Genomic DNA, 26295 nt, shown 5'->3' on the forward strand with positions numbered 1-26295 from the left:
TCCGGGGCCACTGTCATGTCCGGACCTCTGGGGGACGCGCGGCTGGCTCAGGCCCGGTGTACCACCCGGCCGCCCACCGTCGTCAGCAGTACCGGGGCCTCGGCCACCTCGTCCGGGCCCGCCGTCAGGGGGTTCAGGGCGAAGGCGGTCAGGTCCGCGCGGTGGCCCGGGGTGATGCGGCCGGTGTGGGATTCCTCGCCCGCGGCGAGGGCGGCGTGGGTGGTCAGGCCCTCCAGGGCCATGAGGGCGGTCAGGCCGGGGGACGGGGAGGCGCCCCGGGGGGCGCGCGCGGTGGTCAGGATCTGGCGGGCGTCGTAGTGGGCGATGGGCCAGTCGGAGCCGAGGGCGAGGGTGGCGCCCGCGTCGCGGAGGGCGCGGCAGCGCCAGGCGCGGGCGGCGCGGGTGGGGCCGAGGCGGCGGGACCACTCGTCGCTGTGGTCGGGGCGGGTGTAGGCGGCGTGCGGGGGCTGCATGGAGGCGACCACGCCCAGCGCGGCGAAGCGGGGGAGCTGGTCGTCGGGGACGGTCTCGATGTGTTCGATCCGGTGGCGGGGGCCGCCGGGGCCGAGCGTGGCGACGGTGTCCAGGACGTGGCGGACGGCCGCGTCACCGATGGCGTGGGTCGCGGTGGGGACGCCCGCGTCGTGGAGGGTGCGGACGGCGGCGCTGTACGCGGCGGGGTCGGGCCAGAAGGCGTCGGTGCCCTGACCGTGGCAGTCGGCGTGGTCCAGCCAGGCCGTGCCGCCCTCGACGGTGCCGTCCATGAAGAGCTTCACCCCGTCCACCCGCCAGTCGCGGCCCGCGTGCCGCTGGAGGTCGATCAGTCCGGCGAGGTCGGCGTCGGTGGCGCCCGGCATGCACCACGGGGACAGCCGTAGCCGCAGTGGCAGGTGGGTGGTGTCCTCGACGGCGGTGAGGAGGTTCAGCGCGTCGCCGCCGAGGTCCATGACATGGGCGGAGGTCAGTCCGGTGGCCGCCATCGAGGTGAGGAGGGCGAGCAGCCGGGCCCGGCGCTCGGCGAGGGGCTCGGCGGGCAGGACCCGGGTCACCAGGTCGATCGCCGCGTGTTCGATCAGATGGCCGGTGGGGCGGCCGTCGGCGCCGGTCACGATCTCCGCGCGCTGGTCGAAGGAGCGCGGCCCCTCGATGCCCGCCGCCGTCAGCGCGGTGGCGCTGACCAGCGCGGAGTGGCCGTCGTAGAGGCGCAGACAGACCGGTACGCCGGGGACGGCCGCCTCGATGAGGTCATGGTGGATCGGGTGGCCCTCGAAGGCGTTGTGCTCCAGGCCGTAGCCGAGGATCCAGCCGCCCGGCCGGTCGGCGGCGCGGAGCGCGGCCCGCAGTCCGGCCAGGTCGGTCACGGTGGAGAGGTCCGTGCCGGTGGCCATCTCCAGTCCCCACACCGGGTGGCTGTGGGCGTCGGTGAGGCCGGGGGTGAGGGTGGCGCCGCCGAGGTCCAGGATCTCGGTGCGCGCGCCGCGCCACTCCCGTACGTCGGTGTCGTCGCCGACGGCGGTGATCAGGCCGTCCGTGACGGCGACGGCGGTGGCGCGCGGGTGGGCCGGGTCCAGGGTGTGGACGGTGGCTCCGGTGAGGACGAGGTCGGCGGCGGTCGGCACGGTGGTCTCGTTTCCTAGGAGGGGAGGGAGGGGGTGGGGGTCTCCATGACGGAGGGGTCATCGGCGGAGCGGCCGTCGGCGGAGCGGCCGTCGGCTTCGGCGGAGGGACCGTCGTCGCGGGAGGCGAAGTTCTCGTACACGCTCGGATGGCTCCTGCGCAGCCAGAGCGCGAGGGCGATCCCGATCGCGAACACCGTCGGCACCACGGCCAGCAGGATGCCGTTGACCAGGGACGACGCGCCCGTGAACAGTTCCACCTTCGTAGCGATCAAGGTGATGGCGACCGTGAGGAGCACCGTGGCGGTCACCGGGGCGACCACGGTCCTCAGCCGCCCCTCGCTGTGGCGGATGGTGCGGAAGTAGCAGGGGACGGCGAGGGCGGTGAGCAGCATCAGGCCCATCAGACCGATCATGCCGGGGGTGTTCACCCAGAGCAGCAGCTGGGTGTACGGGTCGGCACCGGCGAGGGCGAAGCCGAGGATCACCACGGCCGTGACGGCGGTCTGCGCCAGTCCCGCGATGTACGGGGAGCGGTGGCGCGGCTGGATCCGGCCGAGGGCGCGCGGCAGGACGCCCTCCTCGGAGAGGGCCAGGCCGTAGCGGTTGATCGCGTTGTGGAAGGCGAGGAGGGAGGCGAGGACGCTGGTGACGATGAGGATGTGCATCAGATCGGCGGCCCACGCGCCCACGTAGGTGGTGATCGCGGCGAAGAAGAGGCCCGCCGGGTCGTCGGTGGCGGCCTGGACGACCTTGTCGTCGCCGAACGCCTGGATCACGGCCCAGACCACGACCGCGTAGAAGAGGCCGAGGAAGGCGACGGCGGCGTAGGTGGCGCGGGGGATGGTGCGGCCCGGGTCGCGGGCCTCGCGGCGGTAGATGACCGTGGACTCGAAGCCGGTGAAGGCGGCGAAGGCGACGGCGAGGACTCCGGCCGTGCCCGGGACCAGCACGTTCCCGGGGGTGAAGGAGTCGAAGGAGAGACCTTGCGGGCCGCCGTCGAGGATGACCGCGCCCGCCAGCAGCACCAGGATCCCGGTCTCGGCGATCAGCAGCACCCCGAGCACCTTGGCACCGAAGTCGATGGAGCGGTAGCCGCCGTACCAGATCAGCAGCAGTCCGCCGAGGGCGACGGGCACCCAGGGGATCTCGGTGCCGGTCAGGGCGTGGACGGTCTCGACGGTGGCGGACCCGAGGAGTCCGTAGATGCCGATGGACATCCCGAGGTAGCCGACGAGGGCGAGCAGGGCCGCGCCGATGCCCGCGGGGCGGCCGAGCCCCTGGGTGATGTACGCGTAGAAGGCGCCACCGCCGCGGACATGGCGGCTCATCGTGGTGAAGCCGATGGCGAAGACGGCGAGGGTGATCCCGGCGAGGAGATAGCCGGTGGGGGCGCCGATGCCGCCGAGCATCAGGGCGATGGGGGCGACGCCCGCCATCACGGTGAGCGGGGCCGCGGCGGAGATGACGAAGAAGGCGATGTCGGAGGTGGAGAGGGTGCCCGCGCTGAGGCGCGGCGCTCCGGGGGGTTCCTGCGGCTCCGGGGGGTTCTGGGGCATGACGGCGGGAGCCCTTCCATACGGTTCCGGACGGGGACGGGCCGGTTCCTCCCCGGTGGGGACGGGCGGGGACGGCGGGGGCGCGGCACGGGGGCACGGCGGAGGAGGCACTGCGGAGGGAACACTGCTGAGGGGGACACTGCGGAGGGGGCCGAGAAACCTAAAGGCTTTCGGTTTTGGCAATGTAGCCTCTGACGGACGCGTTGGGGAAGAGTCGATGGAGATATCGGAAACATGGGACGGCCGCGTACATCCCTCATCGACCGCGAGCGCATCACCACCGAGGCGCTGCGACTGGTCGACGCCCGGGGCGAGTTCAGCGTCCCGGCCATCGCCCGGCGGCTGGGGGTGCAGACGGGATCGCTGTACCACCATGTGGACGGCAGGGACGGGATCGTCGAGCTGATGCGCGAGCGGGTCTGCGAGGCCATCGACGCCTCGATGTTCGCGACCCTGCCCTGGGACGAGGCCCTCGCCGCCTGGGCCCGCTCCTACCGCGCCGCCTTCGCCGCCCACCCCCGGGCGATCCCGCTGCTGATGGCCGCCCCCGTGCGCGCGCCGCGCGTGCTGGAGCAGTACGAACGGGCGGTCGTGATGCTGGCCGGGGCCGGGTTCGCGATGGGCGACACCATGAAGGTGATCATCGCGCTGGAGAACCTGATCCTGGGATCGGCGCTGGACCTGGCCGCGCCGGAGACCATGTGGGTCGTCGGGGACACCGCGCTCACCCCCCGGCTGGCCGAGGCCCTGGCCGCCGAGCCGGAGGGCCGGGCGGCCGCGTTCGAGCTGGCGCTGGAGGGGTGTCTGGAGCGGTTCCGGGCGCTGCGGGGGTAGTTCCCCCGCGGACGGATGGGGACGGCGACCCCGGGCGCGGGGGAGCGTGGCCCACGCCGGTGGTCGCCCCGGGACGCGACCGGCCGCGCGAGCGTGACCGGCGCGGCCGGTCCCCCGCGTACATACGGGAACGCCGCCCCCGGGCGCGGGGCCACGACTCCGTACCGGCGGCCGTACCGCCGGCGCCGGTCAGCCGTCGTAGAACACCGTCTCCACCACGCCCCGGGCGCGGCGCGTCGTCCGGCGGTAGTCGTCGAGCATGTCGCCGACATGGCCGGGGCCGTAGCCCAGATAGCGCGCCACCGCCGCCAGTTCACGGCTGTCGGAGGGGAAGGTGTCGCCCGCGCGGCCGCGGACCAGCATCACGGCGTTGCGGACCCGGGTGGCGAGGAGCCAGGCGTCGTCGAGGATGGCCGCGTCCTCGGCGCCGATCAGGTCCGCCGCGAGGGCGGCGGCCAGGGCCCGGCGGGTCCGGGTGGTGCGCAGCGCGGGTTCGGCGTGGGCGTGGCGCATCTGGAGCAGCTGGACGGTCCACTCGACATCGCTGAGACCGCCCCGGCCGAGCTTGGTGTGGAGGGTGGGGTCCGCGCCGCGCGGCAGCCGCTCGGACTCCATCCGCGCCTTGAGCCGGCGGATCTCACGGACCGCGTCCTCGCCCAGGCCCCGGACGGGGTAGCGCAGGGGGTCGATCAGCTCGATGAACCGTTCCCCCAGGTCCCGGTCGCCCGCCATCGGTTCGGCGCGCAGCAGGGCCTGGCTCTCCCAGACCAGGGACCAGCGGCGGTAGTACGCCTGGTAGGAGGCGAGGGTACGGACCAGGGGGCCGTTCTTGCCCTCGGGGCGCAGATCGGCGTCGATCAGCAGCGGCGGATCGGCGGTGGGGACCTGGAGCAGCCTGCGGACCTCGGTGACCACGGCCGCCGCCGCCCGCGCGGCCTCCTGGTCGTCGACGCCCTCGCGCGGCTCGTGGACGAAGAGGACATCCGCGTCGGAGCCGTAGTTCAGCTCATGGCCGCCGAAGCGGCCCATGCCGATGACCGCGAACCGGGTCGGCAGCTCATCACCCCAGCCGGAGCGGACGGCGGCCCGGAGCGCGCCCGCGATGGTGGCGGCGTTGAGGTCGGTGATCGCGTCGCCGACCTGGTCCACCAGAGCGCCGGTGTCGGTCCCGGCCGGGTTCTCCTCCGTACCGTACGTACCGATCAGATCGGCCGCGGCGGTACGGAACAGCTCACGGCGGCGGACCCCGCGGGCGGCGGCGACGGCGGCCTCGGGGGAGTCGGCGCGGCCGACGGCGGCCAGGATCTCGGGTTCGAGGTGGTCCCGGCGGCGCGGCTGGAGACCGGTCGGGTCGCCGAGGATGGCGACCGCCTCGGGGGCGCGCAGCAGCAGGTCCGGGGCGAGGCGGCCCGCCGACAGCACCCGGGCCAGGTTCTCGGCGGCGGCGCCCTCGTCCCGGAGCAGCCGCAGGTACCAGGGGGTCTTGCCGAGCGCGTCGGAGACCTTGCGGAAGCCGAGCAGCCCGGCGTCCGGGTCGGCGGAGTCCGCGAACCAGCCCAGCAGCACCGGCAGCAGCGTCCGCTGGATCGCGGCCTTGCGGCTGACCCCGGAGGCCAGGGCCTCCAGATGGCGCAGGGCGGCGGACGGGTCGGCGTAGCCGAGCGCCTCCAGACGCTGGCGGGCGGCCTGGAGACTGAGCCGTCCGTCGCCGGGGGCGAGCTGGGCGACGGCGTCCAGCAGCGGCCGGTAGAAGAGCTTCTCGTGCAGTCGGCGGACCACGGTGGCGTGCCGGCGCCACTCCTTGTTCAGCTCGGCGACCGGGTCGGTGCGCAGGCCCAGCGAGCGGCCGAGACGGCGCAGATCGGCGGGGTCCTCGGGGACGAGATGGGTACGGCGCAGCCGGTAGAGCTGGATCCGGTGCTCCATCGCGCGCAGAAAGCGGTAGGCGTCGTCGAGCTGGGCGGCGTCGACCCGGCCGACATAGCCCCCGGCGGCCAGCGCCTCCAGGGCGTTCAGGGTGGAGCCGCTGTGCAGGCTGGTGTCGCTGCGGCCGTGCACCAGCTGGAGCAGCTGGACGGCGAACTCGACGTCCCGCAGTCCGCCGGGGCCGAGCTTCAGCTCGCGGTCTATCTCCGCGGCCGGGATGTTGTCGATGACGCGGCGGCGCATCTTCTGCACGTCGGAGACGAAGTTCTCGCGCTCGGCGGCCTGCCAGACCAGCGGCGCGAGCGTCTCGACGTACTCCCGCCCCAGCTCCGGGTCCCCGGCGACCGGACGGGCCTTCAGCAGGGCCTGGAACTCCCATGTCTTGGCCCAGCGCTGGTAGTAGGCGAGATGGCTGGAGAGGGTGCGCACCAGCGGGCCGTTGCGTCCCTCGGGGCGGAGGTTGGCGTCGACGGGCCAGATGGTGCCCTCGACGGTGGTCTCCGAGCAGATCCGCATCAGATGGGAGGCGAGCCGGGTGGCGGCCTGGAGCGCGGCGGCCTCCTCCGTGCCGCCCAGCGGCTCGGCCACGAAGATCACATCGACATCGGAGACATAGTTCAGCTCATGGCCGCCGCACTTGCCGAGGGCGATGACGGCGAGACGGCACGCGGCGGCGTCCCGGGGCTCGGCGGTACGGGCGATGGCGAGCGCGGCCCGCAGGGTGGCCGTCGCGAGATCCGCCAGCTCGGCGGCGGTCTGGGCGACATCGGTGGTGCCGCAGACATCCCGGGCGGCGATGGAGAGCAGACAGCGGCGGTAGGCGACCCGCAGGGAGACCGGGTCGGTCGCGTCGGCGAGACAGCGCTCGAACTCCTCCACCCCGGGGTGGAGATCGGCGGACTCATAGGTGGCGAGGGCCCGCCAGTCCCCCGGATGGCGGGCGAGATGGTCACCCAGCGCCTCCGAGGCGCCGAGAACACCGAGGAGACGATCGCGCAGCGGCTTGGAGGTGAGCAGGGTGTCCAGCAGCTCCCGGTGGTCGGGCTGGTCGGGCTGGGCCTCCACCAGCCGGACCAGACCGCGCAGCGCGAGATCGGGATCGGCGACCGCGCCGAGGGCGTCCAGCAGCAGCGGTTCGGTGTCGACGGCGGCCATGGCGGGCAGTTCGAGCAGCCGCTCGGCGACACCAGGGTCGGTGAATCCATGCCGCAACAGACGGGTGAAGGTACTGCTTCTGCGCCCCGGTACCGCCGTCATCCCGCCGTCTCCCGTTTTCCACGCGATCAAGGTCCTGGATCAAGGTCCGGGTTCGAGCCTAGCCGCAGCGGAGGGCGTACCGCCGCGCCGACCGGGGCGGCCGGGGCGGAACCGATGAGTACCGGCCGTGTGGCGGGTCACTCCTGTACAGGGCAGACATCGAACACGACGACGACAGCTGTACACGCGTACGACGATCGTCGACACAAACGGAAGACACACGACATGACTGCTTCCTCCGCTTCCTCCACTTCCTCTACCTCTGGGCCCGCTGGGCCTCCCGCGCCCGCCGGCCCCGCCGGGAACACCGCGCCCCACACGGAACTGGACCCCCGCTACAGTGCCGATGGCGCCAGGGCCTCCACCTGGGCCGAGGCCGTCGCCCTGCTGACCTCGGCCGAGGTGTTCTGGCTGACGACCGTGCGACCCGACGGCCGCCCACACGTCACCCCGCTGATCGCCGTCTGGCACGACGGCGCGGCGCACTTCTGCACCGGCCCCGGCGAACGCAAGGCGCTCAACCTCCGGAACAATCCGGACGTGGTGCTCACCACCGGCTCCAACACCCTCACCGAAGGCGTCGACCTGGTCCTGGAGGGCACCGCCGCCCTGGTCACCGACGACTCCCGGCTGCGCGCCCTCGCCCACGCCTACGCCGAGAAGTACGGCGAGGAGTGGACCTTCGCCGTCCGCGACGGCGCGTTCGTCGGCGATGGCGGCCGGGCGCTCGTCTACCGGGTGGCGCCCCACACCGCGTTCGGCTTCGCCAAGAGCCCCTACGCACAAACCCGTTGGAGGTTTCCGCAGGTCTGACGTGGTGTGGGGCCGCGCGACCGGGCGTTGTCAGTGGCGGCGCCTAGGGTGAAGGCATCCATCGCACGAACGTTCAAACAATCCCGTGAGTCCCGTGAATCCTGTGAATCCTGTGAATCCCGTGAATCCCGTGAGAGGAAGGGCCTTCCCATGGAACTGACGCTTGAGGTGGTGACCGTCCCGGTCTCCGATCTGGACCGCTCCAAGGAGTTCTACGAGAAGGGGTGCGGCTTCACCGCCGACGTGGACCAGGAGGTCGCTCCCGGCGTACGGATCATCCAGCTGACCCCACCAGGCTCGCGCTGTTCGATCGCCCTCATGAGCGGCATGCCGGCCCTCCCCGGCCAGGTCCGGATGGAGCCGGGCTCGCTCAACGGCCTCCAGCTCTGTGTCACCGACATCGAGGCCGCCCACACGGCCCTGGCGGCGAACGGGGTGGAGGTGAGCCCGGTCCAGCACGTCGGGGAGAGCGGGGGCTGGGAGGACGGGCGCGGCGGCGAATGGAACTCCTTCCTGTTCTTCACCGACCCCGACGGCAACGGCTGGGCGGTACAGGAGTCCCCGAGCCCCCTGTCCGAGCGGTAGACCGGGGCGGGCCACCGGTCCCGCCCGTCCGCCCGCCCGCCCGACGGGGGCGCGCTCCCACCCGGGACCGCGCCCCTCGGGCGGGGCCACCCGGCGGCATGAGCGGTCCCCGGAACGGGGACACCAGGCACCAGGCACGGCACCGCGAACGGAGACCAGCGCCGCCACGGACGGACACCCGGGCGACCCGAACGGGAAACCCGGACCACACGGCCGTCACCGAGGGCCGTGACCGAGGGCCGTCATCGAACGAAAGGGGCCGCCCCCACGTCCACGCTGTATGAGAAGACCACGCCGCGCCGCCGCCCTGTTCCTGCTCACCCTCACCGGACTCGCGCTCTCCGGCTGCTCGCCGCCGGAGAGCGAACCGCGGCTCGCGGGACGGGCGGCCCCCACCCTGCCCGCCCGTGGCCTTCCGACGGGCACGGGCGAGACCGGTCCCGCCCGGCCCGAGCAGCAGAAGCCCTATCCCTACGACATCTACACCCACTGCGGGATCAAGTGGGTCAGTTTCGGGGGCCGTTGGTGGGTGCTCGACACCGTGTTCCCCGGAGCGGAACAGGTCCAGGGCAAGCCCGCGCCGCCGCACCAGCAGTGGATCGCGGGCTATATGACCCTGATCGGCCCTGACACCGCCACCTTCGACGCCGCCGGAATGCCTTCCCTCCAGTTCATCCCGGCCCAGGGCGACCCGCCCGGCTGCGCGTAGGGTCTCCCGCTCGGATCGCGCTGGGGCCCACGGGTCCTCGGATCGCGCCGGGGATGACGACACGGCCTGGGGCCCACGGGCTCCGCGTACCGCCACGTACCCCCGGGGCGACGGCCCCGCGAGCCGCGCGGCGGCACGACAGGGCGGCCTCTTCCACGCGGGCCCCGGTCGAGGCCGCGCGGAAGGGGCCGGAGGGGCCGGAGGGGCCGACGGCGGTCAGGTCTGCGGCGGCGGGTTCTGGCCGCCCTGGCCGTACTGGTCCTTGAGCTTCTGCTGGGCGGTGTCGACATGCCCGCTGTACTTGCCCTGGGTCTTGCTGTCGACGGCGTCCCCCGCCTTGTCGACGGCCTTGTCAGCCTGGGACTCATGGCCTTTCAGCATGTTCTTCAGCTTGTCCAGCATGGACATGGGGTCATCCCTTCGCCGCGTCCCCCCACCCCTCCAGGGTCCCGCACTTCACGCCATCCGCATCCGGGGCGGAGGGGCCGGGGGCCGCGAGGAGCCGCGTACGGGGGGGGCGAGGGGCACGCGGGTTTCCTGAAGCGCCCGTGCCCGGCGCCCCGGGCTCGCCGGATGCCCCTCGCCCACGCGTGCGCGCCTACAGCACCGGCAGGTTCTTCCGCAGCTCGAAGGCGGTCACCTCGGAGCGGTACTCCTCCCACTCCTGCTTCTTGTTGCGCAGGAAGAAGTCGAAGACGTGCTCACCGAGGGTCTCGGCGACGAGTTCGCTGTGTTCCATCAGGGCGATGGCCTCGCCGAGGTTCTGCGGGAGGGGCTCGATGCCCATGGCGCGGCGCTCGGCGTCGGAGAGGGCCCAGACGTCGTCGTCGGCCCCGGCGGGGAGCTCGTAGGACTCCTCGATGCCCTTGAGGCCCGCCGCGAGGAGGACGGCGTAGGTCAGATAGGGGTTGGCACCGGAGTCGATAGAACGGACCTCGACCCGGGAGGAGCCCGTCTTGCCCGGCTTGTACATGGGGACGCGGATCAGCGCGGAGCGGTTGTTGTGGCCCCAGCAGATATACGAGGGGGCCTCGCCGCCCGCGCCCGCGCTGCGGGCGGAGCCGCCCCAGATGCGCTTGTAGGAGTTGACCCACTGGTTGGTGACGGCGGAGATCTCGGCGGCATGCCGGAGCAGGCCCGCGATAAAGGAACGTCCCACCTTGGAGAGCTGGTACTCCGCGCCCGACTCGTAGAAGGCGTTGCGGTCGCCCTCGAAGAGGGAGAGGTGGGTGTGCATCCCGGAGCCGGGGTACTCGCTGAACGGCTTGGGCATGAACGTGGCCTGCACCCCCTGTTCCAGCGCCACCTGCTTCATCACCAGCCGGAAGGTCATGATGTTGTCGGCGGTGGAGAGCGCGTCCGCGTACCGCAGGTCGATCTCCTGCTGGCCGGGCGCGCCCTCGTGGTGGCTGAACTCCACCGAGATGCCCATGGACTCCAGCATGGTGATGGCCTGGCGGCGGAAGTCCATGCCGACGTTCTGCGGGGTGTGGTCGAAGTAGCCGGAGTTGTCGGCGGGCACCGGGCGGGAGCCGTCCAGCGGCTTGTCCTTGAGCAGGAAGAACTCGATCTCGGGGTGGGTGTAGAAGGTGAAGCCGAGGTCGGAGGTCTTCGCCAGGATGCGCTTGAGGACATAGCGGGGGTCGGCGAAGGAGGGCGATCCGTCGGGCATCAGGATGTCGCAGAACATCCGGGCCGTACCGGGGGCCTCCGCGCGCCAGGGCAGGATCTGGAAAGTGCCGGGGTCGGGCTTGGCGATCATGTCCGACTCGTAGACCCGGGCGAAACCCTCGATCGCGGAGCCGTCGAAGCCGATCCCCTCATCGAATGCTTGTTCGAGTTCGGCGGGTGCGACGGCGACCGACTTCAGAAAGCCGAGTACATCCGTGAACCAGAGGCGCACAAAGCGGATGTCGCGCTCCTCCAGCGTACGGAGCACGAATTCCTGCTGCTTATCCATTTTCACCCAATCCTTGCTGGTGAAGCCGCCGGCTCCCACGAGCATCCCATCCACGGGTTTCAGGCACGTTGCGAACCCGGGCTGTGCCCATTGTGGGTCAGGCCCCATCGGGAGACGACCCTGGTGCCCTCCGGGGCCCGGCCGACCCGGTCCGCCGCCCCCGGCGCCCGGGCCCTTCGGCCCGTATTACCGCCCCGTATGAGGTGTGGATGGGCCCGGCTCGCTACGATCAGCGGCCATGGGGGGTCGACGACACGGACTCAGCGCGCTGGCGACGCGTCCCACCGCACTGCTCGGTGCCGTGGCGACGCTCCTCGGCGCGCTCTTCCTCTGTCTGACCCCGCCCGACGACCACCATCCCGCCACGGCCACCGCCTCGCCGTCGGCGCCCGTGGTCGCCTACTCGTGTCCGTACGAGAAGGGGGCCTGCGGCATCGTCCCGGTGGCCGCCCCGGCGGTGCTCACCGCGCCGCCCCCCGACACCCCCACCGACGCCGGGGAGCCCGCCCCTCGTCCCGACCGGCTCGCCGCCCCCGGCGGACCGGACCGCTCCGAGGTGCGCGCCCGCGCCCCGGACCTGCACGTCCTTCAGGTGCTGCGGACCTGATCCGGTACCGCGCCACCTCGCCGTATCGATGCCCCCCATGATTCTTTGATCACGAAGGACGACACCATGGCTTCCTCCCGCAAGAACACCGCCGCCGACCGCCGCGCCCGAATAGAGGCCATGCGCAAGGCCGAGGCGTCCCGCGAGCGCCGCAACCGGATCATCACCATCAGCGTCAGCGGTGTGGTCGTGGCCGGTCTGGTCGGCTTCGGCCTCTTCGTCCTCAACAAGGAGAACGAGGAGGACAAGAAGGCCGAGGCGCTCAAGGCCCAGCCGATCGCCAGCGAGCAGACCTGGGACCCGAAGAAGCTCGGCCGGACCCATGTGGACAAGCGGGTCAACTACCCGCAGAAGCCCCCGGTCGGCGGCGACCACCACCAGGCGTGGATGAACTGCAACGGTGACGTCTACAAGGAGTCGATCCCCAACGAGAACGCCGTGCACTCGCTGGAGCACGGCGCGGTCTGGGTGACCTACAACGACAAGGCCCCCAAGGCCGAGGTGGAGAAGCTGGAGAAGCGGGTCAAGAAGACCCCGTACTCGATGATGAGCCCGGTCGGCGACCAGACCGGCGCGATCATGCTGACCGCCTGGGGCAAGCAGGTCACCGTGGACAACGCCGCCGACAAGCGGGTGGAGCAGTTCTTCGGCAAGTACATCCAGGGTCCGCAGACCCCCGAGCCGGGCGCCGCGTGCGTGAACGGAGTGACCGGCAAGTGACGATGACCCGGACCCACTGGACGGCCGTCGTCGCGATCGTGCTGGCCCTGCTGTTCGCGGGGGCGGCGACGGTGGCGTCGGCGGGCGACGGCGACGGTGGCGGCGACCGCCACCCGACGCCGAACCTGGCGGACGCCGGATTCGCCCGGGACATGTCCGTCCACCACCAGCAGGCCGTGGAGATGTCCTTCATCATCCGCGACCGCACCCAGGACAAGGACATCCGCACCCTCGCCTACGACATCGCCAACACCCAGGCCAACCAGCGCGGCATGATGCTCGGCTGGCTGAACCTGTGGGGGCTGCCCGCGCTCGACCCCTCCGCCGAGCCGATGGCGTGGATGACGGCGGGCGACGGGAACCCGCACGCCGGGCACGCCACGGGCGAGACCGGGGAGGGCGCGATCATGCCCGGTATGGCCACCAAGGCGCAGCTGGAGAAGCTGAACACGCTCAGCGGCAAGGCCGCCGAGATCGAGTTCCTCCAGCTGATGATCGTCCACCACAACAGCGGGGTGGCGATGGCGCAGGGCTGTGTGGACCAGTGCGCGGTGACCCCGCAGCGCGATCTGGCGCAGGGCATGGTCGACGCCCAGCGCTCGGAGGTCGAGCTGATGATCGATCTGCTGCGGAAGCGCGGGGCTCAGGTCAGGACCTGAGCCCGTACGGTCCCGTACCGATCCGGTACGGGCGCGACCGGGCCCGCCACGGGGTGCTTCCCGCCCCCGTCGGCGGGCCCGCGCGCGTTCCCGGGGCTTCGCGCGGGGCCGGGCGCGGTACGGGACCGTACGCGGTACGGGACCGTACGCGGTACGGGACCGTACGCGGTACGGAAGCGGACGGCGGCGTTCCAGGGGTGGGCGCGGTACGGGACCCGGGCGCGCACCGGACGGCGGCGTTCCAGGGGGCGCGCCGCGCTCCCGGTCCGGCGCGTCCGGCCGCCGCTCAGGCCGCCGTCAGCCGCCAGGTGACCAGCGGCGGGCGGATCGCCGCGCAGAGCGGCAGGCCCTGGGGGTCGGTGAGGGCCAGTTCCGTGGTGGCGACGGCGTCCGCCCCCGCGCCCACACCCCGCACGTCCGGCAGATCGTCGAGGAACAGCTTGGCCCGCCGGAACATCGCGAACGCACCGCCGGACGGCAGCTCGCCCCAGGTCAGATAGATGAAGCGCGCCCCGCGCCGCCCCTGGACATGGGGTCCCCGGAAGTCCCTCGCCCCGTCCGCCGCCGTCACGGTCTCGACGGGGATCTCGAACCGCGCGTGGTCGGCGTCGGCCCGGACCAGTTGCTCGGGCTCACGGCCGCGCTGGGTGCCCACATGGACGTCCCGCCAGTCGCCGCAGGTGGCGCCGGGCAGTTCACGGCCCGTGATCCGCAGGGTCAGCCACGCCATGAGATATATGCGCCTTTCACGACTTTTCACCCGTTTGGCCTACTGCGGTCGCGTCACCCCAACGGCCCAACGACGATGAGTTCGCCCGGACCGTACACGGCCGTGAAGGCCGGAGGAGGCGCGAACACCATGACCACCGCCAAGGACATCATGCACGCCGGGGCCCAGTGGATCCCGGCCCACGAGACCCTCGACCGGGCCGCTCAGCTGATGCGGGACCTGGATGTGGGCGCCCTGCCCATCGCCGACGCCGACGAGCGGCTCTGCGGGATCCTCACCGACCGCGACATCGTCGTGGGCTGTGTGGCCATGGGCCATGACCCGGCCAAGATCACGGCGGGTGAGATGGCGAAGGGGACTCCGCGCTGGATCGACGCGAGTTCGGACGTCGGCGATGTCCTCCAGGAGATGCAGGTCCACCAGATCCGGCGGCTGCCGGTCATCGAGAACAAGAAGCTGGTGGGGATGATCAGCGAGGCGGACCTGGCCCAGCATCTCTCCGACGACCAGCTGGCGGGCTGGATGGAGCAGGTCTACTCCCGCGCCTGACGGCTGGGGCCGTCGACCGGACCTGACGACGGGACCTGACGAGCGCGGTCCCGGCTCTGAGCCTGCCGGGCGGGCCTGACGCCTGGGCCGCCGCCCCGGCCGGGCAACCGGGCCGGGCAACCGGGCACAGCCCAGGCAGCGGGCGGCCCCGGCCGGGCCCCGGAAAACCGGCGGCGCGGTGATCATCCGCTGGTTACCATGCGCGCGGCTGACGCCGACCACGTCACATCACACCGCGCGAGGGGTATCCGCTATGCGTCGTTTCACCGGCAAGACCGTGCTCATCACCGGCGGCACCAGCGGAATGGGGCTCGCCACCGGCCACCGGTTAACCGCCGAGGGCGCCCATGTCATCGTCACCGGCCGCACCGCGCCCCGGGTGGACGCGGCCGTCAGGGAGCTGGGCCCGAACGCGTCCGGGATCGTCGCCGACACCGCCGACCCCGGCGCGACGGACGCCCTCGTACGGACGGTCCGGGAGCGGCACGGGCGGCTCGACAGCCTCTTCGCCAACGCGGGCACCGGCACCATCCTGGCGTTCGACGCCATCACGGAGACGGACTTCGACCACACCGTCGACGTGAACCTCAAGGGTGTCTTCTTCACCGTCCAGAAGACGCTGCCGCTGCTGGTGGACGGCGGATCGATCGTCCTCAACGCGTCCTGGACCCTGCACCGGGGCAACAGCGCCCTCACCCTCTACTCGGCGACCAAGGCCGCTGTGCATAACCTCGCCCGCACCCTGGCCGCCTCGCTCGCCCCGCGCGGCATCCGGGTCAACTCCATCAGCCCCGGTTATATCGACACCCCCATGTACCCGGCGGCGGCGCTGAGCCCGCAGGAGGCCGCCGCCCTGACCAGCCGGGTGGCCGCCGGGCGCTTCGGGCGCCCGGAGGAGATCGCGGCGGCGGTGGCGTTCCTCGCCTCGTCGGACGCCTCGTACGTCAATGGGCAGGACCTCGTCGTGGACGGCGGGCTGGTCGGCACGATCCCGGGCTGACGGCGTCTCGCCCGGGTCACCTGGGCCACTCGCGGCCCGTGTGGTGGGCCGGGCCGAAGGCCCCGTACACCGGCATACATCCCGTACGTACGTGTACGTACGGGATACACGCCCTACGCGGCGCGCGACGGACGGGCGGAGTCCTCCAGGATCGCGCGGGCGACGGCGTCCGGGCGGTCCAGCATCACCAGATGGCCCGCCGGGGTGACCTCCTCGAACCGCGCGCCCAGCTCCAGCGCGAGCCCCCGCTGGCGGGCGGTCCAGCGCCGTCCGCCCGCCGTCCCGGCGAGCACCGCGACCGGGACGGCGGGCAGCGGCCGCCGCCGGCGCAGCGCGAGGAGTTCCGCCGCGACCGCGCGGTAGTGGGCGTTCTCCAGGAGCGTGCCGCGCAGCACGCGCGAGGTGGTGTAGCAGCGGTGGACCAGGGAGGCCGGGGCCGGATCCCCGCCCCCGGAGGCCCGGGAGAGACGGACCCCCAGCCGCCGCGCCAGCGGCCCGAGGGCCACCGGGACCCCGGCCGCCCCCAGCGTGGCGCCGAGCGCGGTGGCCACGGCGGTACGGATCCCCGGCGCCGCCGGAACCGTCGCGTCCTCCTCCACGCTGGAGTCCACCAGCACAACGGCGGAGGTACGGCAGGGGTGGAGCCGGGCGAACGCCTCCGCGTGGAACCCGGCGATCGAGTGCCCCACCACCGTCGCCCGGCGCAGTCCGAGCGCGTCGAGCAGCGCCGCGATCCGGTGCGCCTCGCCCGCCGCCGTCGGGGCCACCGCCGCCGGGCCGCTCAGCCCGTGTCCGGGCCGGTCGAAGCGGACGACCGTACGGTACGGGGTGAGCAGCGGCACCACCGGGTCCCAGTCGAACCAGGCGAGCCCCAGGCCCGCGCTGAGCACACAGGGGGGACCGCTGCCCTCGACGACCACATGGTGCGGTACGCCTCCGACCCGTACGAACATCACCGCGCTCCGTCCAGCCGCATCGCGATCCGTGGCTCCGGGCGCCGCTCCTGGAGGAGCGCGTACGCCAGCAGCCCCAGCCAGACTGCCACGAACAGCACTTGGAGCCGCTGTCCTGCGCCCAGTCCCCACGTACCGTGCCCCGACTGGAAGGCGGCGACGGAGGCGAGGGTCCAGACCGTGGCGACCAGTTCCAGGGCCACGACGGCCGGGCCGAAGCGGGCGACGGGCGGCCACCAGCCGTAGCGGCGCGCGGCGACGGTGAGGCCGACCAGCCCAATGAGCGCGCCCGTCATCGCGAGCGAGGAACTGACGGCGTGCGCGGTGTGGGTGGCGGGCACCAGCCCGGCGCTCTCCCGGGCGAGGCACTGGGCGTCGGCGGTGGGCGCGCAGCTCAGCGGCAGCCGGGAGTCCACGGCGGTGGCCAGTCCGAAGAGGGTGACCCCGCCCCAGCCGATCAGCGCCCACGGCCTGCGCGGCGCCCGCCACGCCCGCGACAGCGCGTAGGCGCCGCCCGCGAGGACGAGCAGGCCCGCCGCGAGGTCGGTGGAGCGGAAGAAGGTGCCGAAGGGCTGGTCCTCGGCGGCGAGTTCGCTGACATACGTCTGGAGCGGGTCGAGCCCCGTCGACAGGGCGTTTTCGAGCAGCCAGGCGGTGTAGACGAGGGCGCCGAGGGCGATGAGGGCGGCGATCATATGTCCCATGATCTCCGACCCGGCACCACAACCCCTCGCCGCATACCCGGTGGGGGTAAGATGCGGGCATGGCGATCATGAGTGGCACCTCGGCGCGGTGGCTCCGGCCGCTGCTGCTCGTGACGCTGCTCTTCGGTCTCGCGACGATGCACACGGTGGGCCATCCGGCGCTGCCGGTGGCGTCGGCGGCCCCGGCGCCGGTCTCGGCCTCCGCCCCCGGGGCGGACGCGGCCCCCGTGGCGGCTCCGGCCTCCGGGGCGGACGCGGTCCCGGTCTCCATGCGGGACACCGTCGAGGCTCCGGCCTCCAGGTCAGACGCGGCCCCGGTCCCCGCCCCGGCCCCGGCGGCCGCGTGGGATTCCGTCCCCGCGCCTGCGCCGGGACGGGACGCCGCGCCCATGGCGGCTTCGGCGCCGGTGCCGCCCAGGGCGGAACCGAACTCGACGTCATCAGCGGCACAGGGCGGGACGGGCCACCCGGAGACCTCGGTTCATGAGCCCGGGGTCCAGACGGCGTCAGCTCCTGGGGCGGGAGCCGGTACCGCCTCCGCCCACTCCCCCGCCGGTCACGACGGCCGCGACGGCTCCGACCGGTCCGGCGGTCACGCCATGGACCCCACCCTCGTCTGTCTCGCCGTCCTCGGGGCGTGGGGCGCCGCCCTGCTCGTCATCGCCGGGGTGTGGCTGGCGCGCTGGCGCGCCCGGGTGGAGACGGCCGGGCACGAGGGGTGGAGCGCCTCCACCCGAGACCCTCTGCTGCGACCTCCCGGTGTGACGGTCGCGCGCGTGGCGGTGCTGCGGATCTAGAGCGCTCCACCCGCCCACGCCCGCTCGGGTGTGCGCGGACGAGCCCTCTCCGCAGACCGTTACCGACACCGTCACGAGGTGTATTCAGCATGCGCAAGCACTCCCGCCGGGCCTTCGGCCCGGGAGCTACCCCCACCCGCCGCTCCGTCGTCGGAGCCTCCCTCGCCGTCGCCGGGACCACCGTCCTCGCCGCCTGCTCCGATGGATCCGGAGGCACGGGCGGCGGCCACGCCGGGCACGGCGGTGGAACCGGAACCCAGAAGAGCGGCGGCGGCGCCAAGCCCGCCGGAGGCTTCGTCGCCCCCGACGGGCCCGAGGTCCAGGCCGCCGAGGCCCGGCGCAAGGGCGGGCGCGAACGGAAGGTGACGTTCACCGCCGTCGCCTCGCCGCTGGAGCTGGGCGGCGGCCGGACCGTACGGACCTGGTCCTACGGGGACCGGCTGCCCGGACAGGAGGTCCGCGCCACGGCGGGCGAGACCCTCGCCCTCACCCTCGCCAACAACCTCCCCGCCGCCACCTCCCTGCACTGGCACGGCCTCGCGCTGCGCAACGACATGGACGGCGTGCCCGGCCTCACCCAGCGCCCCATCGCCCCCGGCGCCGAGTTCACCTACCGCTTCGCGCTCGCCCACCCGGGGACGTACTGGTTCCACCCCCACTCCGGCGTCCAGCAGGAGCGCGGCCTGTACGCGCCGCTGATCATCGAGGACCCGAAGGAGCCCCTCGCGTACGACAAGGAGTGGACCGTCGTCCTGGACGACTGGGTGGACGGGGTGGACGGCTCCACCCCCGACGCGGTCCTCGCCGAGCTGCGCAAGGGCATGACCGGCGGCGGACACGAGGGCCACGGCATGACGGCGGACCAAGGGACGGTGAAGGACGACGCGGTACGGGAGACCGAGAGCCCCTCCCCCTCCGGCGGCGGGCCCTCCCGGATGATGATGGGCGCCCGCAGCGCGCTCCTCGGCGGGGACGCCGGAGATGTCGCCTACCCGCTCTACCTGGTCAACGGGCGCACCCCGGACGATCCGGCCGCCTTCGCCGCGAAGCCCGGCGACCGGATCCGGCTGCGGATCGTGAACGCGGGCGGCGACACCGCGTTCCGCGTCGCGCTCGGCGGCCATCAGCTGACCGTCACCCACACCGACGGCTTCCCCGTCACCCCCACCACGACCGACGCCCTGCTGGTGGGCATGGGCGAGCGCTATGACGTCCTGGTCACCGCGGGGGACGGGGTCTTCCCGCTGGTCGCGGTCGCCGAAGGCAAGCGGGCGTCGGCGCTGGCGCTGCTGCGGACCGGAGGCGGGGCGGCCCCGGCACCCTCCGTCCAGCCCCGTGAACTCTCCCGGCGGATCCTGACCGCCGACCGCCTCACGGCCCACGCCTCCGTCGCACTGGCGCGGCGTGAGCCCGACCGGACCATCGAGATCGAACTGACCGGCTCGATGGCGAAGTACGACTGGGCCTTCGACGGCGTCCCCTACTCCCCCGCGCCCCGGCACGAGGTCCGCGCGGGCGAGCGGGTCCGGCTCGTCTTCCGCAACCCCACGGCGATGTGGCACCCGATCCATCTGCACGGCCACACCTTCGCCCTGGCGGGCGCCGGGGCGGGCGGGGCCCGCAAGGACACGGCGGTGATCCTGCCGAACGGGACGCTGACGGTGGACTTCGAGGCGGACAATCCGGGGTTGTGGATGATCCACTGCCACAACGTGTACCACGCGGAGGCGGGCATGATGACGGTCCTCGGCTACCTCAAGTAGCCCCTCCCCGGGGCCCGCCCCCTGCCGGTCCCACTCCGTGTGAGCTCGCGGGTCCACCTGCCTGCGGGCCACCGGGTGCGGGCCCCACGCCGCTTGTGGGCAGGCGTTCCGCCCGGGGCGATGGGGGTCCCCCCGGCCGAAGGCTGGGGGAGGGTGGGCACAAGCCCACCACCCGGGTACCGGGCCCTGCCGTCCCGATCCCTGCCCGCAGGCCCACCCCTCCCGGGCCTGCGGGTCCCACCGTCGTGGGCATCTGTTCCGCCCCGGGCGGAACGCCTGCCCACAAGCGGGCGGAAACCGGCGCACCCGCAAGCAGTGCGGCACGGGTGTGCCCACCAGCGGGTGGACCTGTGGACCCGCCCACGCCGGGGCGCGGCCCAGCGGCAGTGGCGAGGACGCGACCGGGCGGCCCAGTGAGCCCACACGGCCCAGCGGCCCAGCGGCACGGCGGCATGCCGAAGACGCGGCCGGGCGGGCCGTGGCCCCGCGAGGGCCCGGCCCGCCCCCGGGCCAGGACATCGCGTCAGTACGACGATTACACTGGGGGGCGTGCCTCAACTACGTCTCGCCCTGAATCAGATCGACTCGACCGTCGGCGATCTCTCCGCCAACGCCGACTCGATCATGGCCTGGACCCGTCACTCCGCCGAGCAGGGCGCGCATCTCGTCGCCTTCCCCGAGATGGTGCTGACCGGCTACCCGGTGGAGGACCTCGCGCTGCGGTCGTCCTTCGTCACCGCCTCCCGCACCGCCCTGCGGGCGCTCGCGGCGCGGCTGCGGGACGAGGGCTTCGGTGAGCTGCCGGTGATCGTCGGCTATCTCGACGGCTGTGACGACACGCCGCAGAAGTACGGCCGCCCGGCCGGTGCCCCGCGCAACGCCGCCGCGGTGCTGTACGGGGGCGAGGTGGCGCTGAGTTTCGCCAAGCACCATCTGCCGAACTACGGCGTCTTCGACGAGTTCCGGTACTTCATGCCGGGCGACACCATGCCGGTGGTGCGGGTGCGCGGGGTCGATGTGGCGCTCGCGATCTGCGAGGACCTGTGGCAGGACGGCGGCCGGGTGCCCGCCACCCGTTCCGCCGGGGCCGGGCTGCTGGTCTCGATCAACGCCTCCCCGTACGAGCAGAACAAGGACGACACCCGGCTTGAGCTGGTCCGCAAGCGCGCCCAGGAGGCGGGCTGCACCCTGGCGTACCTCGCCACCACGGGCGGCCAGGACGAGCTGGTCTTCGACGGCGACTCGATCGTGGTGGACGCGTCGGGCCAGGTGATCGCGCGGGCGCCGCAGTTCTCCGAGGGCTGTGTGGTGCTCGATCTGGATCTTCCGGCGGCCGCCGGGATCCCTTCGGGTGTCGTGGACGACGGGCTGCGGATCGACCATGTCGTCCTCTCCGGGGACCCGGTCCCGCCGTACGAGGCGGAGCTGACCGGCGGCTACGCGGAGCGGCTCGACGACGCCGAGGAGGTGTACACGGCGCTGGTCGTGGGCCTGCGCGCGTACGCCGCGAAGAACGGTTTCCGCTCGGTGCTGATCGGGCTCTCCGGCGGGATCGACTCGGCGCTGGTCGCCGCCATCGCCTGTGACGCGGTCGGCGCGCCGAACGTGTACGGCGTGTCCATGCCGTCCAAGTACTCCTCCGAGCACTCCAAGGACGACGCGGCCGAGCTGGCGCGGCGCACCGGGCTGAACTTCCGTACCGTCCCCATCGCCCCCATGTTCGACGCCTATATGGAGTCGCTGGGGCTGACCGGCCTCGCCGAGGAGAACCTCCAGGCCCGGCTGCGCGGCACGCTCCTGATGGGCATCTCCAACCAGGAGGGCCATATCGTCCTCGCCCCGGGCAACAAGTCCGAGCTGGCGGTGGGCTACTCGACGCTCTACGGCGACTCGGTGGGCGCCTACGGCCCCATCAAGGACGTCTACAAGACATCGATCTTCGCCCTCGCCCACTGGCGCAACCGCGCCGCCGTGGAGCGCGGCCAGACCCCGCCGATCCCCGAGTCCTCGATCACCAAGCCCCCGAGCGCCGAGCTGCGCCCCGGCCAGGTCGACGCCGACTCGCTGCCCGACTACGACGTGCTCGACCGGATCCTTGAGCTGTATGTCGACCGGGACCAGGGCAAGGACGCGATCGTCGCGGCCGGTTTCGACGAGGAACTGGTGGCGCGGACCCTGCGGATGGTGGACACGGCCGAGTACAAGCGCCGCCAGTACCCGCCGGGCACGAAGATCTCCGCGAAGGGCTTCGGCAAGGACCGGCGGCTGCCGATCACCAACCGCTGGCGGGAGACGACCGGGCACTGAGCGCCCGGGCACCGAGGGCACTGAGGGCCCCGGGCGCCCGGGCCGTACGGCCCGCTCCCACGGGTCACAGCGAGACGCGCGCCGCCAGCGGAAGGTGGTCACTGGCGGTGCGCGGCAGGGTCCAGGAGGAGACGGGTTCCACGTTCCGCACCAGGATCTGGTCGATCCGGGCCATCGGGAACGACGCGGGCCAGGAGAAGCCGAACCCGTCGCCCGCCGCGCCCTGGGTGGAGCGCATCTGCGAGGTGATGGCGGTGAGCGCGCGGTCGTTCATCGTGCCGTTGAGGTCGCCCAGGAGGATGACCTTGCGGATCGGCTCGTGGGAGATGGCCTCACCGAGCGCGTCCGCGCTGTTGTCGCGCTGGCTCGCGGTGAACCCGGCGTTCATCTTCACCCGTACCGACGGCATATGGGCCACGTAGACGGCGACATCGCCCTGCGGGGTCTGGACGGTGGAGCGCATCGCGCGCTGCCAGCCCATCCGGATCTCGACCGGCGCGGTGTCGGCCATCGGGTACTTGCTCCACAGCCCGACCGTGCCGACGACGGCGTGGTACTTGTACGTGGACTTCAGCGCCTCGCGGTACTTCTCCAGCTGACGCTGCGGCAGTTCCTGGAGCGCCAGGACGTCCGCGCCGGAGGCGGCGACATCGGCGGCGGTGCGGGCGGGGTCGGGGTTCTCGGCGTTCACGTTGTGGGTGGCGACGGTCAGGTCCCCGCCCGTACCGGTCTTGCCCGTGACCAGGCCGCCGAAGAGGTTGACCCAGACGACCACCGGCACCAGCAGGGCGATCAGCGCGGTCACCGAGCGCCGCAGCAGCGCGGCGATCAGCAGCAGCGGGATGAGGACGCCATGCCAGGGCAGGAAGGTCTCATGCAGGCTGCCGACGCTGCCGAACCGGTTGGGCACCTGGCCGTGAAGGGCCATCAGCAGGGCGATGACGATGGCGAGGACGGCCAGGACGATGCCGCGCCGCCACACGTTTCTGCCGCCGCTCCACCGTTCGTACAGGCGTCGGGCCCGGGAGCCGGTGGCCGGGACCTGCGGTCCGCCATGCTCGGTCTCGGTCTTGTACGCCTGCACCATGAAGCCGTCCTCACTGCCTTGCCGCCGTCGTCACACCAGCCTCGCGACGACACTAGGCGATGACGGTACTTGTCTCACCGCCCCGGGGCGGCTCTACGGCAGCAAGGACGATGTCAGGGGCCGCCGTGGTTCCTGCGACCGGGTGCACATTTCGCCCGGAGCCATTCAATCGGAGCATTCTGATGGTCCGTCGTGTCAGGTCGCGTACGGCGGTGTGGCGCGTTCCACCCGAGCCGCGCGACCTCGCGGACACATTCCGTTTGTCGGCCGTACGCACGCGCCGGGCCCGTCAGCCCTCGGCGCCCTCCCAGGCGGGCTCCGCGCCCGGCGCGGGTTCCGCTACCCGGCCCGGGAGATAGCGGGCGACCACGGCGGCGCCGATGAGCGCGATGGCGGCGGAACCGAGGGCCGTCAGCCGCATCGCGTCGAGGAAGGCGTCCTGCGCCGGGGAGACCAGCGCCTCCCCCACCGGCCCCAGGGAGTGCGCCACCCCCAGCGTGGCCTCGATGGACTCGCCCGCCGTCTCGCGCAGCCCCAGGGGCAGCGCCCTGAGGGTCTCCTCGATCTCCGCGCGATAGCGCGTGGAGAGGACGGAACCGAGCACGGCCACCCCGAGCGCGCCGCCGACCTGCCGGAAGGTGTTGCTGACGGCGGAGCCCGCGCCCGCCTTCTCGCGCGGCAGCGCCTGCATCACCGCCACCGTCACCGGGGGCATGATGTGCGCCATCCCCACCCCCTGGACGAAGAACACCGCCTCGATCAGCCAGACCGGGCTGCGCGCGTCAAAGAGGGCGAAGGCCGCCAGCCCCGCCGCGACCGTCACCATCGCCGCCGTACAGACCGTACGGGCGCCGAAGCGGTCGACCGCGAGACGGGCGCGGGGCGCGAAGACGACCTGGGCGACGGCGAGCGGCAGCAGCAGCACCCCCGACTGCAGCGCGTTGAAGCCGCGCACGCTCTGGAGGTAGAAGGTGGAGAAGAAGGTCAGGCCCATCAGCGCGAAGAAGACCAGGGCCATCGCGGCGACGGCGGCGGAGAAGGCCGGCTGGGCGAAGTAGGACAAATCAACAGCGGGGTGTTCCGTCCGCCGCTCATGCGCCACGAACGCCGTGAGCAGCCCGATCCCCCCGAGCAGCGGCAGCACGACCGAGGGCGCGGCGAAGTCGGCCAGCTCACCGCCGTGGATGATGCCGTAGACCAGCAGCAGCAGCCCGCCGATCGAGAGCAGGACGCCGAGGGGGTCGATCCGGCCGGGTTCGGGATCCCTGGAGTCCGGCACGAGGACCGCCATGGCGACAGAGGCGATGATCACCACCGGAACGTTGACCAGGAAGATCGACCCCCACCAGAAGTGTTCCAGCAGCAGCCCGCCCGTGACCGGCCCCACCGCGATGGCCACCCCGACGCTGCCCGACCACACCCCCATCGCCCTGACCTGCTCGTCCCGCTCGAAGACGTTCATCAGCACGGCGAGGGTGGCGGGCATCACGAACGCCGCCCCCAGCCCCATGGTCGCCCGGTAGGCGATCAGCTCCCCCGGCGTACCGGAGAACGCGGCGAGCGCCGAGCCCGCGCCGAAGACGAACATGCCGAACAGCAGCGCCCGCTTGCGGCCGAGCCGGTCGCCGAGCAGCCCGGCGGTGAACAGCAGCCCCGCGAAGACGAGGGTGTAGGAGTTGATCGCCCATTCGAGCTGGCTCTGGGTGGCACCGACCCCACTGGGGGCGGGGCTGGCGATCGTCTTCACCGCGACATTGAGGATCGAGTTGTCCAGCACCACGATCAGCAGGCTGAACATCAGCACGTACAGGATCGCCCAGCGGCGCCGGTGCACGGCCTCGGGGACACACCGCTCCAGCGGGTCGGCGGGGTCCAGCGGGCCCAGGGGGTCGGGCATGGGGTCACCGTATGCCGAGGGGATCGGAGTCAGGATGCCGACACGGAGCGCGGTCGGAGGGTCTCGGCCGGGGAGCACCGCCGGGGACACGGGCGGGAGACGCGGCCAAGGGGGCGCGGGCAGGGCACGGGCGAGGCGCCAGACGTCCTCCAGCGGCCATCACGCTCCCCGCCACGGGGCCCCTTTCCCGCCAGCGGTCCATGGTGCCACCATGGGAGTGATCCGGGGACGCCGTCAGGGCGCCACGAGATGACATAGAGGAGCCGTTTCACCATGACGCTTCAGGCTGCCCAGAAATCCGCCGACAGCAGCAAAGCGCTGTACGGCGGCAAGGGCACTCGCCGCATCACCGTCCATGACATCGCCGCCGCCAAGGAGCGCGGCGAGAAGTGGCCCATGCTGACCGCCTACGACGCGCTGACCGCGTCCGTCTTCGACGAGGCCGGGATCCCCGTGATCCTCGTCGGGGACTCCATGGGCAACACCCACCTCGGCTACGACACCACCGTCCCCGTCACCATGGACGAGATGACGCTGCTCTCCGCCGCCGTCGTCCGGGGCACCCGGCGCTCCCTCATCGTGGGTGACCTGCCCTTCGGCGCGTACCAGGAAGGCCCCGTCCAGGCCCTGCGCAACGCCACCCGGCTGGTCAAGGAAGCCGGAGTCGGCGCGATCAAGCTGGAGGGCGGCGAGCGCTCCCTGCCCCAGACCGAGCTGCTCGTCCAGGCCGGGATCCCCGTCATGTCCCACCTCGGCCTCACCCCCCAGTCCGTGAACACCATGGGCTACCGCGTCCAGGGCCGGGCCGACGAGGACGCCCACCGCCTGCTGCGGGACGCCAAGGCGGCCCAGGACGCCGGAGCCTTCGCCCTCGTGCTGGAGCTGGTCCCGGCCGAGCTGGCGGCCGAGGTCACCCGCTCGCTGCACATCCCCACCATCGGGATCGGCGCCGGGCCCGACACCGACGCGCAGGTGCTGGTCTGGACGGACATGGCGGGCCTGACGGCGGGCCGGGTGCCGCGCTTCACCAAGCAGTACGCGAACCTGCGGGGCGTGCTGGGGGACGCGGCGAGGGCGTTCGCCGACGACGTGGTCGGCGGGGCGTTCCCGCAGGAGGAGCACACCTTCCACTGAGCCGGAGGCCGAGGCCGAGTTTCGGGCCTGAGGCCGAGTTTTCGGGCCTGAGGCTCTGCTTTCGGGCCTGAGACAGAGCCTGAGACCGGCCTGCTGACCAGGCGGTGGCGCCCGGGCCCCCCACCGGGC

23 protein-coding genes are annotated in these 26295 nt (G+C 72.7%); 13 read left to right on the forward strand and 10 right to left on the reverse strand.

Features of this window, described 5'->3' with window-relative positions:
- Positions 1–47: 47 nt before the first annotated feature.
- Together ACFVIM_RS14745 and ACFVIM_RS14750 are read right to left on the reverse strand one after the other, a co-directional pair.
- On the reverse strand, positions 48–1619 hold the full coding sequence (locus ACFVIM_RS14745; RefSeq protein WP_384301105.1) for an amidohydrolase: 1572 nt from the start codon (positions 1617–1619) through the stop codon (positions 48–50).
- Positions 1620–1633: 14 nt separating this feature from the next.
- Positions 1634–3175: an APC family permease gene (locus ACFVIM_RS14750; protein WP_384301107.1), complete on the reverse strand. Its 1542-nt coding sequence runs from the start codon at positions 3173–3175 to the stop codon at positions 1634–1636.
- A 234-nt stretch (positions 3176–3409) separates the two neighbouring features.
- Between ACFVIM_RS14750 and ACFVIM_RS14755 the strand changes: the two genes are divergently transcribed.
- Entirely contained in the window at positions 3410–4009 is a 600-nt protein-coding gene (locus ACFVIM_RS14755; RefSeq protein ID WP_384301109.1) for a TetR/AcrR family transcriptional regulator, read from the forward strand.
- Positions 4010–4198: 189 nt separating this feature from the next.
- Here the strand turns inward: ACFVIM_RS14755 and ACFVIM_RS14760 are convergent, their stop codons facing one another.
- The gene (locus tag ACFVIM_RS14760) at positions 4199–7192 is read right to left on the reverse strand and encodes a bifunctional [glutamine synthetase] adenylyltransferase/[glutamine synthetase]-adenylyl-L-tyrosine phosphorylase (protein WP_384301111.1); all 2994 of its coding nucleotides are present in this window, start codon (positions 7190–7192) and stop codon (positions 4199–4201) included.
- A gap of 225 nt (positions 7193–7417) precedes the next feature.
- On the opposite strand from ACFVIM_RS14760, the gene ACFVIM_RS14765 reads away from it, so the two are divergent.
- The 3 genes from ACFVIM_RS14765 to ACFVIM_RS14775 all read left to right on the forward strand — a co-directional run bounded on the left by ACFVIM_RS14765 (position 7418) and on the right by ACFVIM_RS14775 (position 9299).
- Positions 7418–8005: a pyridoxamine 5'-phosphate oxidase family protein gene (locus tag ACFVIM_RS14765; protein ID WP_384301113.1), complete on the forward strand. Its 588-nt coding sequence runs from the start codon at positions 7418–7420 to the stop codon at positions 8003–8005.
- Positions 8006–8155: 150 nt separating this feature from the next.
- The gene (locus ACFVIM_RS14770) at positions 8156–8590 is read left to right on the forward strand and encodes a VOC family protein (protein WP_384301115.1); all 435 of its coding nucleotides are present in this window, start codon (positions 8156–8158) and stop codon (positions 8588–8590) included.
- Positions 8591–8870: 280 nt separating this feature from the next.
- Positions 8871–9299 (forward strand): hypothetical protein, encoded by a 429-nt coding sequence (locus tag ACFVIM_RS14775; protein ID WP_384301117.1) that lies wholly within the window; start codon positions 8871–8873, stop codon positions 9297–9299.
- A gap of 216 nt (positions 9300–9515) precedes the next feature.
- Here the strand turns inward: ACFVIM_RS14775 and ACFVIM_RS14780 are convergent, their stop codons facing one another.
- Complete coding sequence (locus ACFVIM_RS14780; RefSeq protein ID WP_384301119.1) at positions 9516–9707, reverse strand: antitoxin; 192 nt, start codon at positions 9705–9707, stop codon at positions 9516–9518.
- Between the two features lie 190 nt (positions 9708–9897).
- Positions 9898–11259, reverse strand: coding sequence for a glutamine synthetase family protein (locus ACFVIM_RS14785; RefSeq protein ID WP_384301121.1), 1362 nt, complete (start codon positions 11257–11259; stop codon positions 9898–9900).
- A gap of 238 nt (positions 11260–11497) precedes the next feature.
- On the opposite strand from ACFVIM_RS14785, the gene ACFVIM_RS14790 reads away from it, so the two are divergent.
- The 3 genes from ACFVIM_RS14790 to ACFVIM_RS14800 all read left to right on the forward strand — a co-directional run bounded on the left by ACFVIM_RS14790 (position 11498) and on the right by ACFVIM_RS14800 (position 13245).
- Positions 11498–11866 carry a hypothetical protein gene (locus ACFVIM_RS14790; RefSeq protein ID WP_384301123.1) on the forward strand — a complete coding sequence of 123 codons (369 nt, stop codon included), beginning with the start codon at positions 11498–11500 and terminating at the stop codon, positions 11864–11866.
- Between the two features lie 66 nt (positions 11867–11932).
- Complete coding sequence (locus ACFVIM_RS14795) at positions 11933–12586, forward strand: DUF3105 domain-containing protein (RefSeq protein WP_384301125.1); 654 nt, start codon at positions 11933–11935, stop codon at positions 12584–12586.
- 2 nt (positions 12587–12588) lie between these two features.
- The gene (locus ACFVIM_RS14800; protein ID WP_384301147.1) at positions 12589–13245 is read left to right on the forward strand and encodes a DUF305 domain-containing protein; all 657 of its coding nucleotides are present in this window, start codon (positions 12589–12591) and stop codon (positions 13243–13245) included.
- A 286-nt stretch (positions 13246–13531) separates the two neighbouring features.
- Here the strand turns inward: ACFVIM_RS14800 and ACFVIM_RS14805 are convergent, their stop codons facing one another.
- Complete coding sequence (locus tag ACFVIM_RS14805) at positions 13532–13975, reverse strand: DUF5990 family protein (protein WP_384301127.1); 444 nt, start codon at positions 13973–13975, stop codon at positions 13532–13534.
- Positions 13976–14104: 129 nt separating this feature from the next.
- On the opposite strand from ACFVIM_RS14805, the gene ACFVIM_RS14810 reads away from it, so the two are divergent.
- Positions 14105–14524, forward strand: coding sequence for a CBS domain-containing protein (locus tag ACFVIM_RS14810; protein ID WP_384301129.1), 420 nt, complete (start codon positions 14105–14107; stop codon positions 14522–14524).
- A 253-nt stretch (positions 14525–14777) separates the two neighbouring features.
- Positions 14778–15524, forward strand: a complete 747-nt coding sequence (locus tag ACFVIM_RS14815) for an SDR family NAD(P)-dependent oxidoreductase (protein ID WP_384301131.1) — start codon at positions 14778–14780, stop codon at positions 15522–15524.
- 113 nt (positions 15525–15637) lie between these two features.
- Here the strand turns inward: ACFVIM_RS14815 and ACFVIM_RS14820 are convergent, their stop codons facing one another.
- Both ACFVIM_RS14820 and ACFVIM_RS14825 read right to left on the reverse strand, forming a co-directional pair.
- The gene (locus tag ACFVIM_RS14820; RefSeq protein WP_384301133.1) at positions 15638–16477 is read right to left on the reverse strand and encodes an alpha/beta fold hydrolase; all 840 of its coding nucleotides are present in this window, start codon (positions 16475–16477) and stop codon (positions 15638–15640) included.
- Positions 16477–17172: a DUF998 domain-containing protein gene (locus ACFVIM_RS14825; RefSeq protein WP_384301135.1), complete on the reverse strand. Its 696-nt coding sequence runs from the start codon at positions 17170–17172 to the stop codon at positions 16477–16479. Before ACFVIM_RS14825 ends, ACFVIM_RS14820 begins: the two co-directional genes overlap by 1 nt.
- 68 nt (positions 17173–17240) lie before the next feature.
- Between ACFVIM_RS14825 and ACFVIM_RS14830 the strand changes: the two genes are divergently transcribed.
- The 3 genes from ACFVIM_RS14830 to ACFVIM_RS14840 all read left to right on the forward strand — a co-directional run bounded on the left by ACFVIM_RS14830 (position 17241) and on the right by ACFVIM_RS14840 (position 22048).
- Positions 17241–17978 (forward strand): hypothetical protein, encoded by a 738-nt coding sequence (locus ACFVIM_RS14830; protein ID WP_384301137.1) that lies wholly within the window; start codon positions 17241–17243, stop codon positions 17976–17978.
- A gap of 89 nt (positions 17979–18067) precedes the next feature.
- Positions 18068–19741: a multicopper oxidase family protein gene (locus tag ACFVIM_RS14835; RefSeq protein ID WP_384301139.1), complete on the forward strand. Its 1674-nt coding sequence runs from the start codon at positions 18068–18070 to the stop codon at positions 19739–19741.
- 549 nt (positions 19742–20290) lie between these two features.
- Entirely contained in the window at positions 20291–22048 is a 1758-nt protein-coding gene (locus ACFVIM_RS14840) for an NAD+ synthase (protein ID WP_384301141.1), read from the forward strand.
- A gap of 64 nt (positions 22049–22112) precedes the next feature.
- On the opposite strand, the gene ACFVIM_RS14845 is transcribed toward ACFVIM_RS14840, so the two are convergent.
- Together ACFVIM_RS14845 and ACFVIM_RS14850 are read right to left on the reverse strand one after the other, a co-directional pair.
- Positions 22113–23060, reverse strand: coding sequence for an endonuclease/exonuclease/phosphatase family protein (locus ACFVIM_RS14845; RefSeq protein ID WP_384301149.1), 948 nt, complete (start codon positions 23058–23060; stop codon positions 22113–22115).
- A gap of 364 nt (positions 23061–23424) precedes the next feature.
- On the reverse strand, positions 23425–25032 hold the full coding sequence (locus tag ACFVIM_RS14850; protein WP_384301143.1) for an MFS transporter: 1608 nt from the start codon (positions 25030–25032) through the stop codon (positions 23425–23427).
- A 273-nt stretch (positions 25033–25305) separates the two neighbouring features.
- On the opposite strand from ACFVIM_RS14850, the gene panB reads away from it, so the two are divergent.
- Positions 25306–26166 carry a 3-methyl-2-oxobutanoate hydroxymethyltransferase gene (panB, locus tag ACFVIM_RS14855; protein WP_384301145.1) on the forward strand — a complete coding sequence of 287 codons (861 nt, stop codon included), beginning with the start codon at positions 25306–25308 and terminating at the stop codon, positions 26164–26166.
- Positions 26167–26295 lie beyond the last annotated feature (129 nt).

Origin of the sequence: Streptomyces sp. NPDC057638 (assembly GCF_042800315.1) — a bacterium.
Lineage (GTDB): Bacteria > Actinomycetota > Actinomycetes > Streptomycetales > Streptomycetaceae > Streptomyces.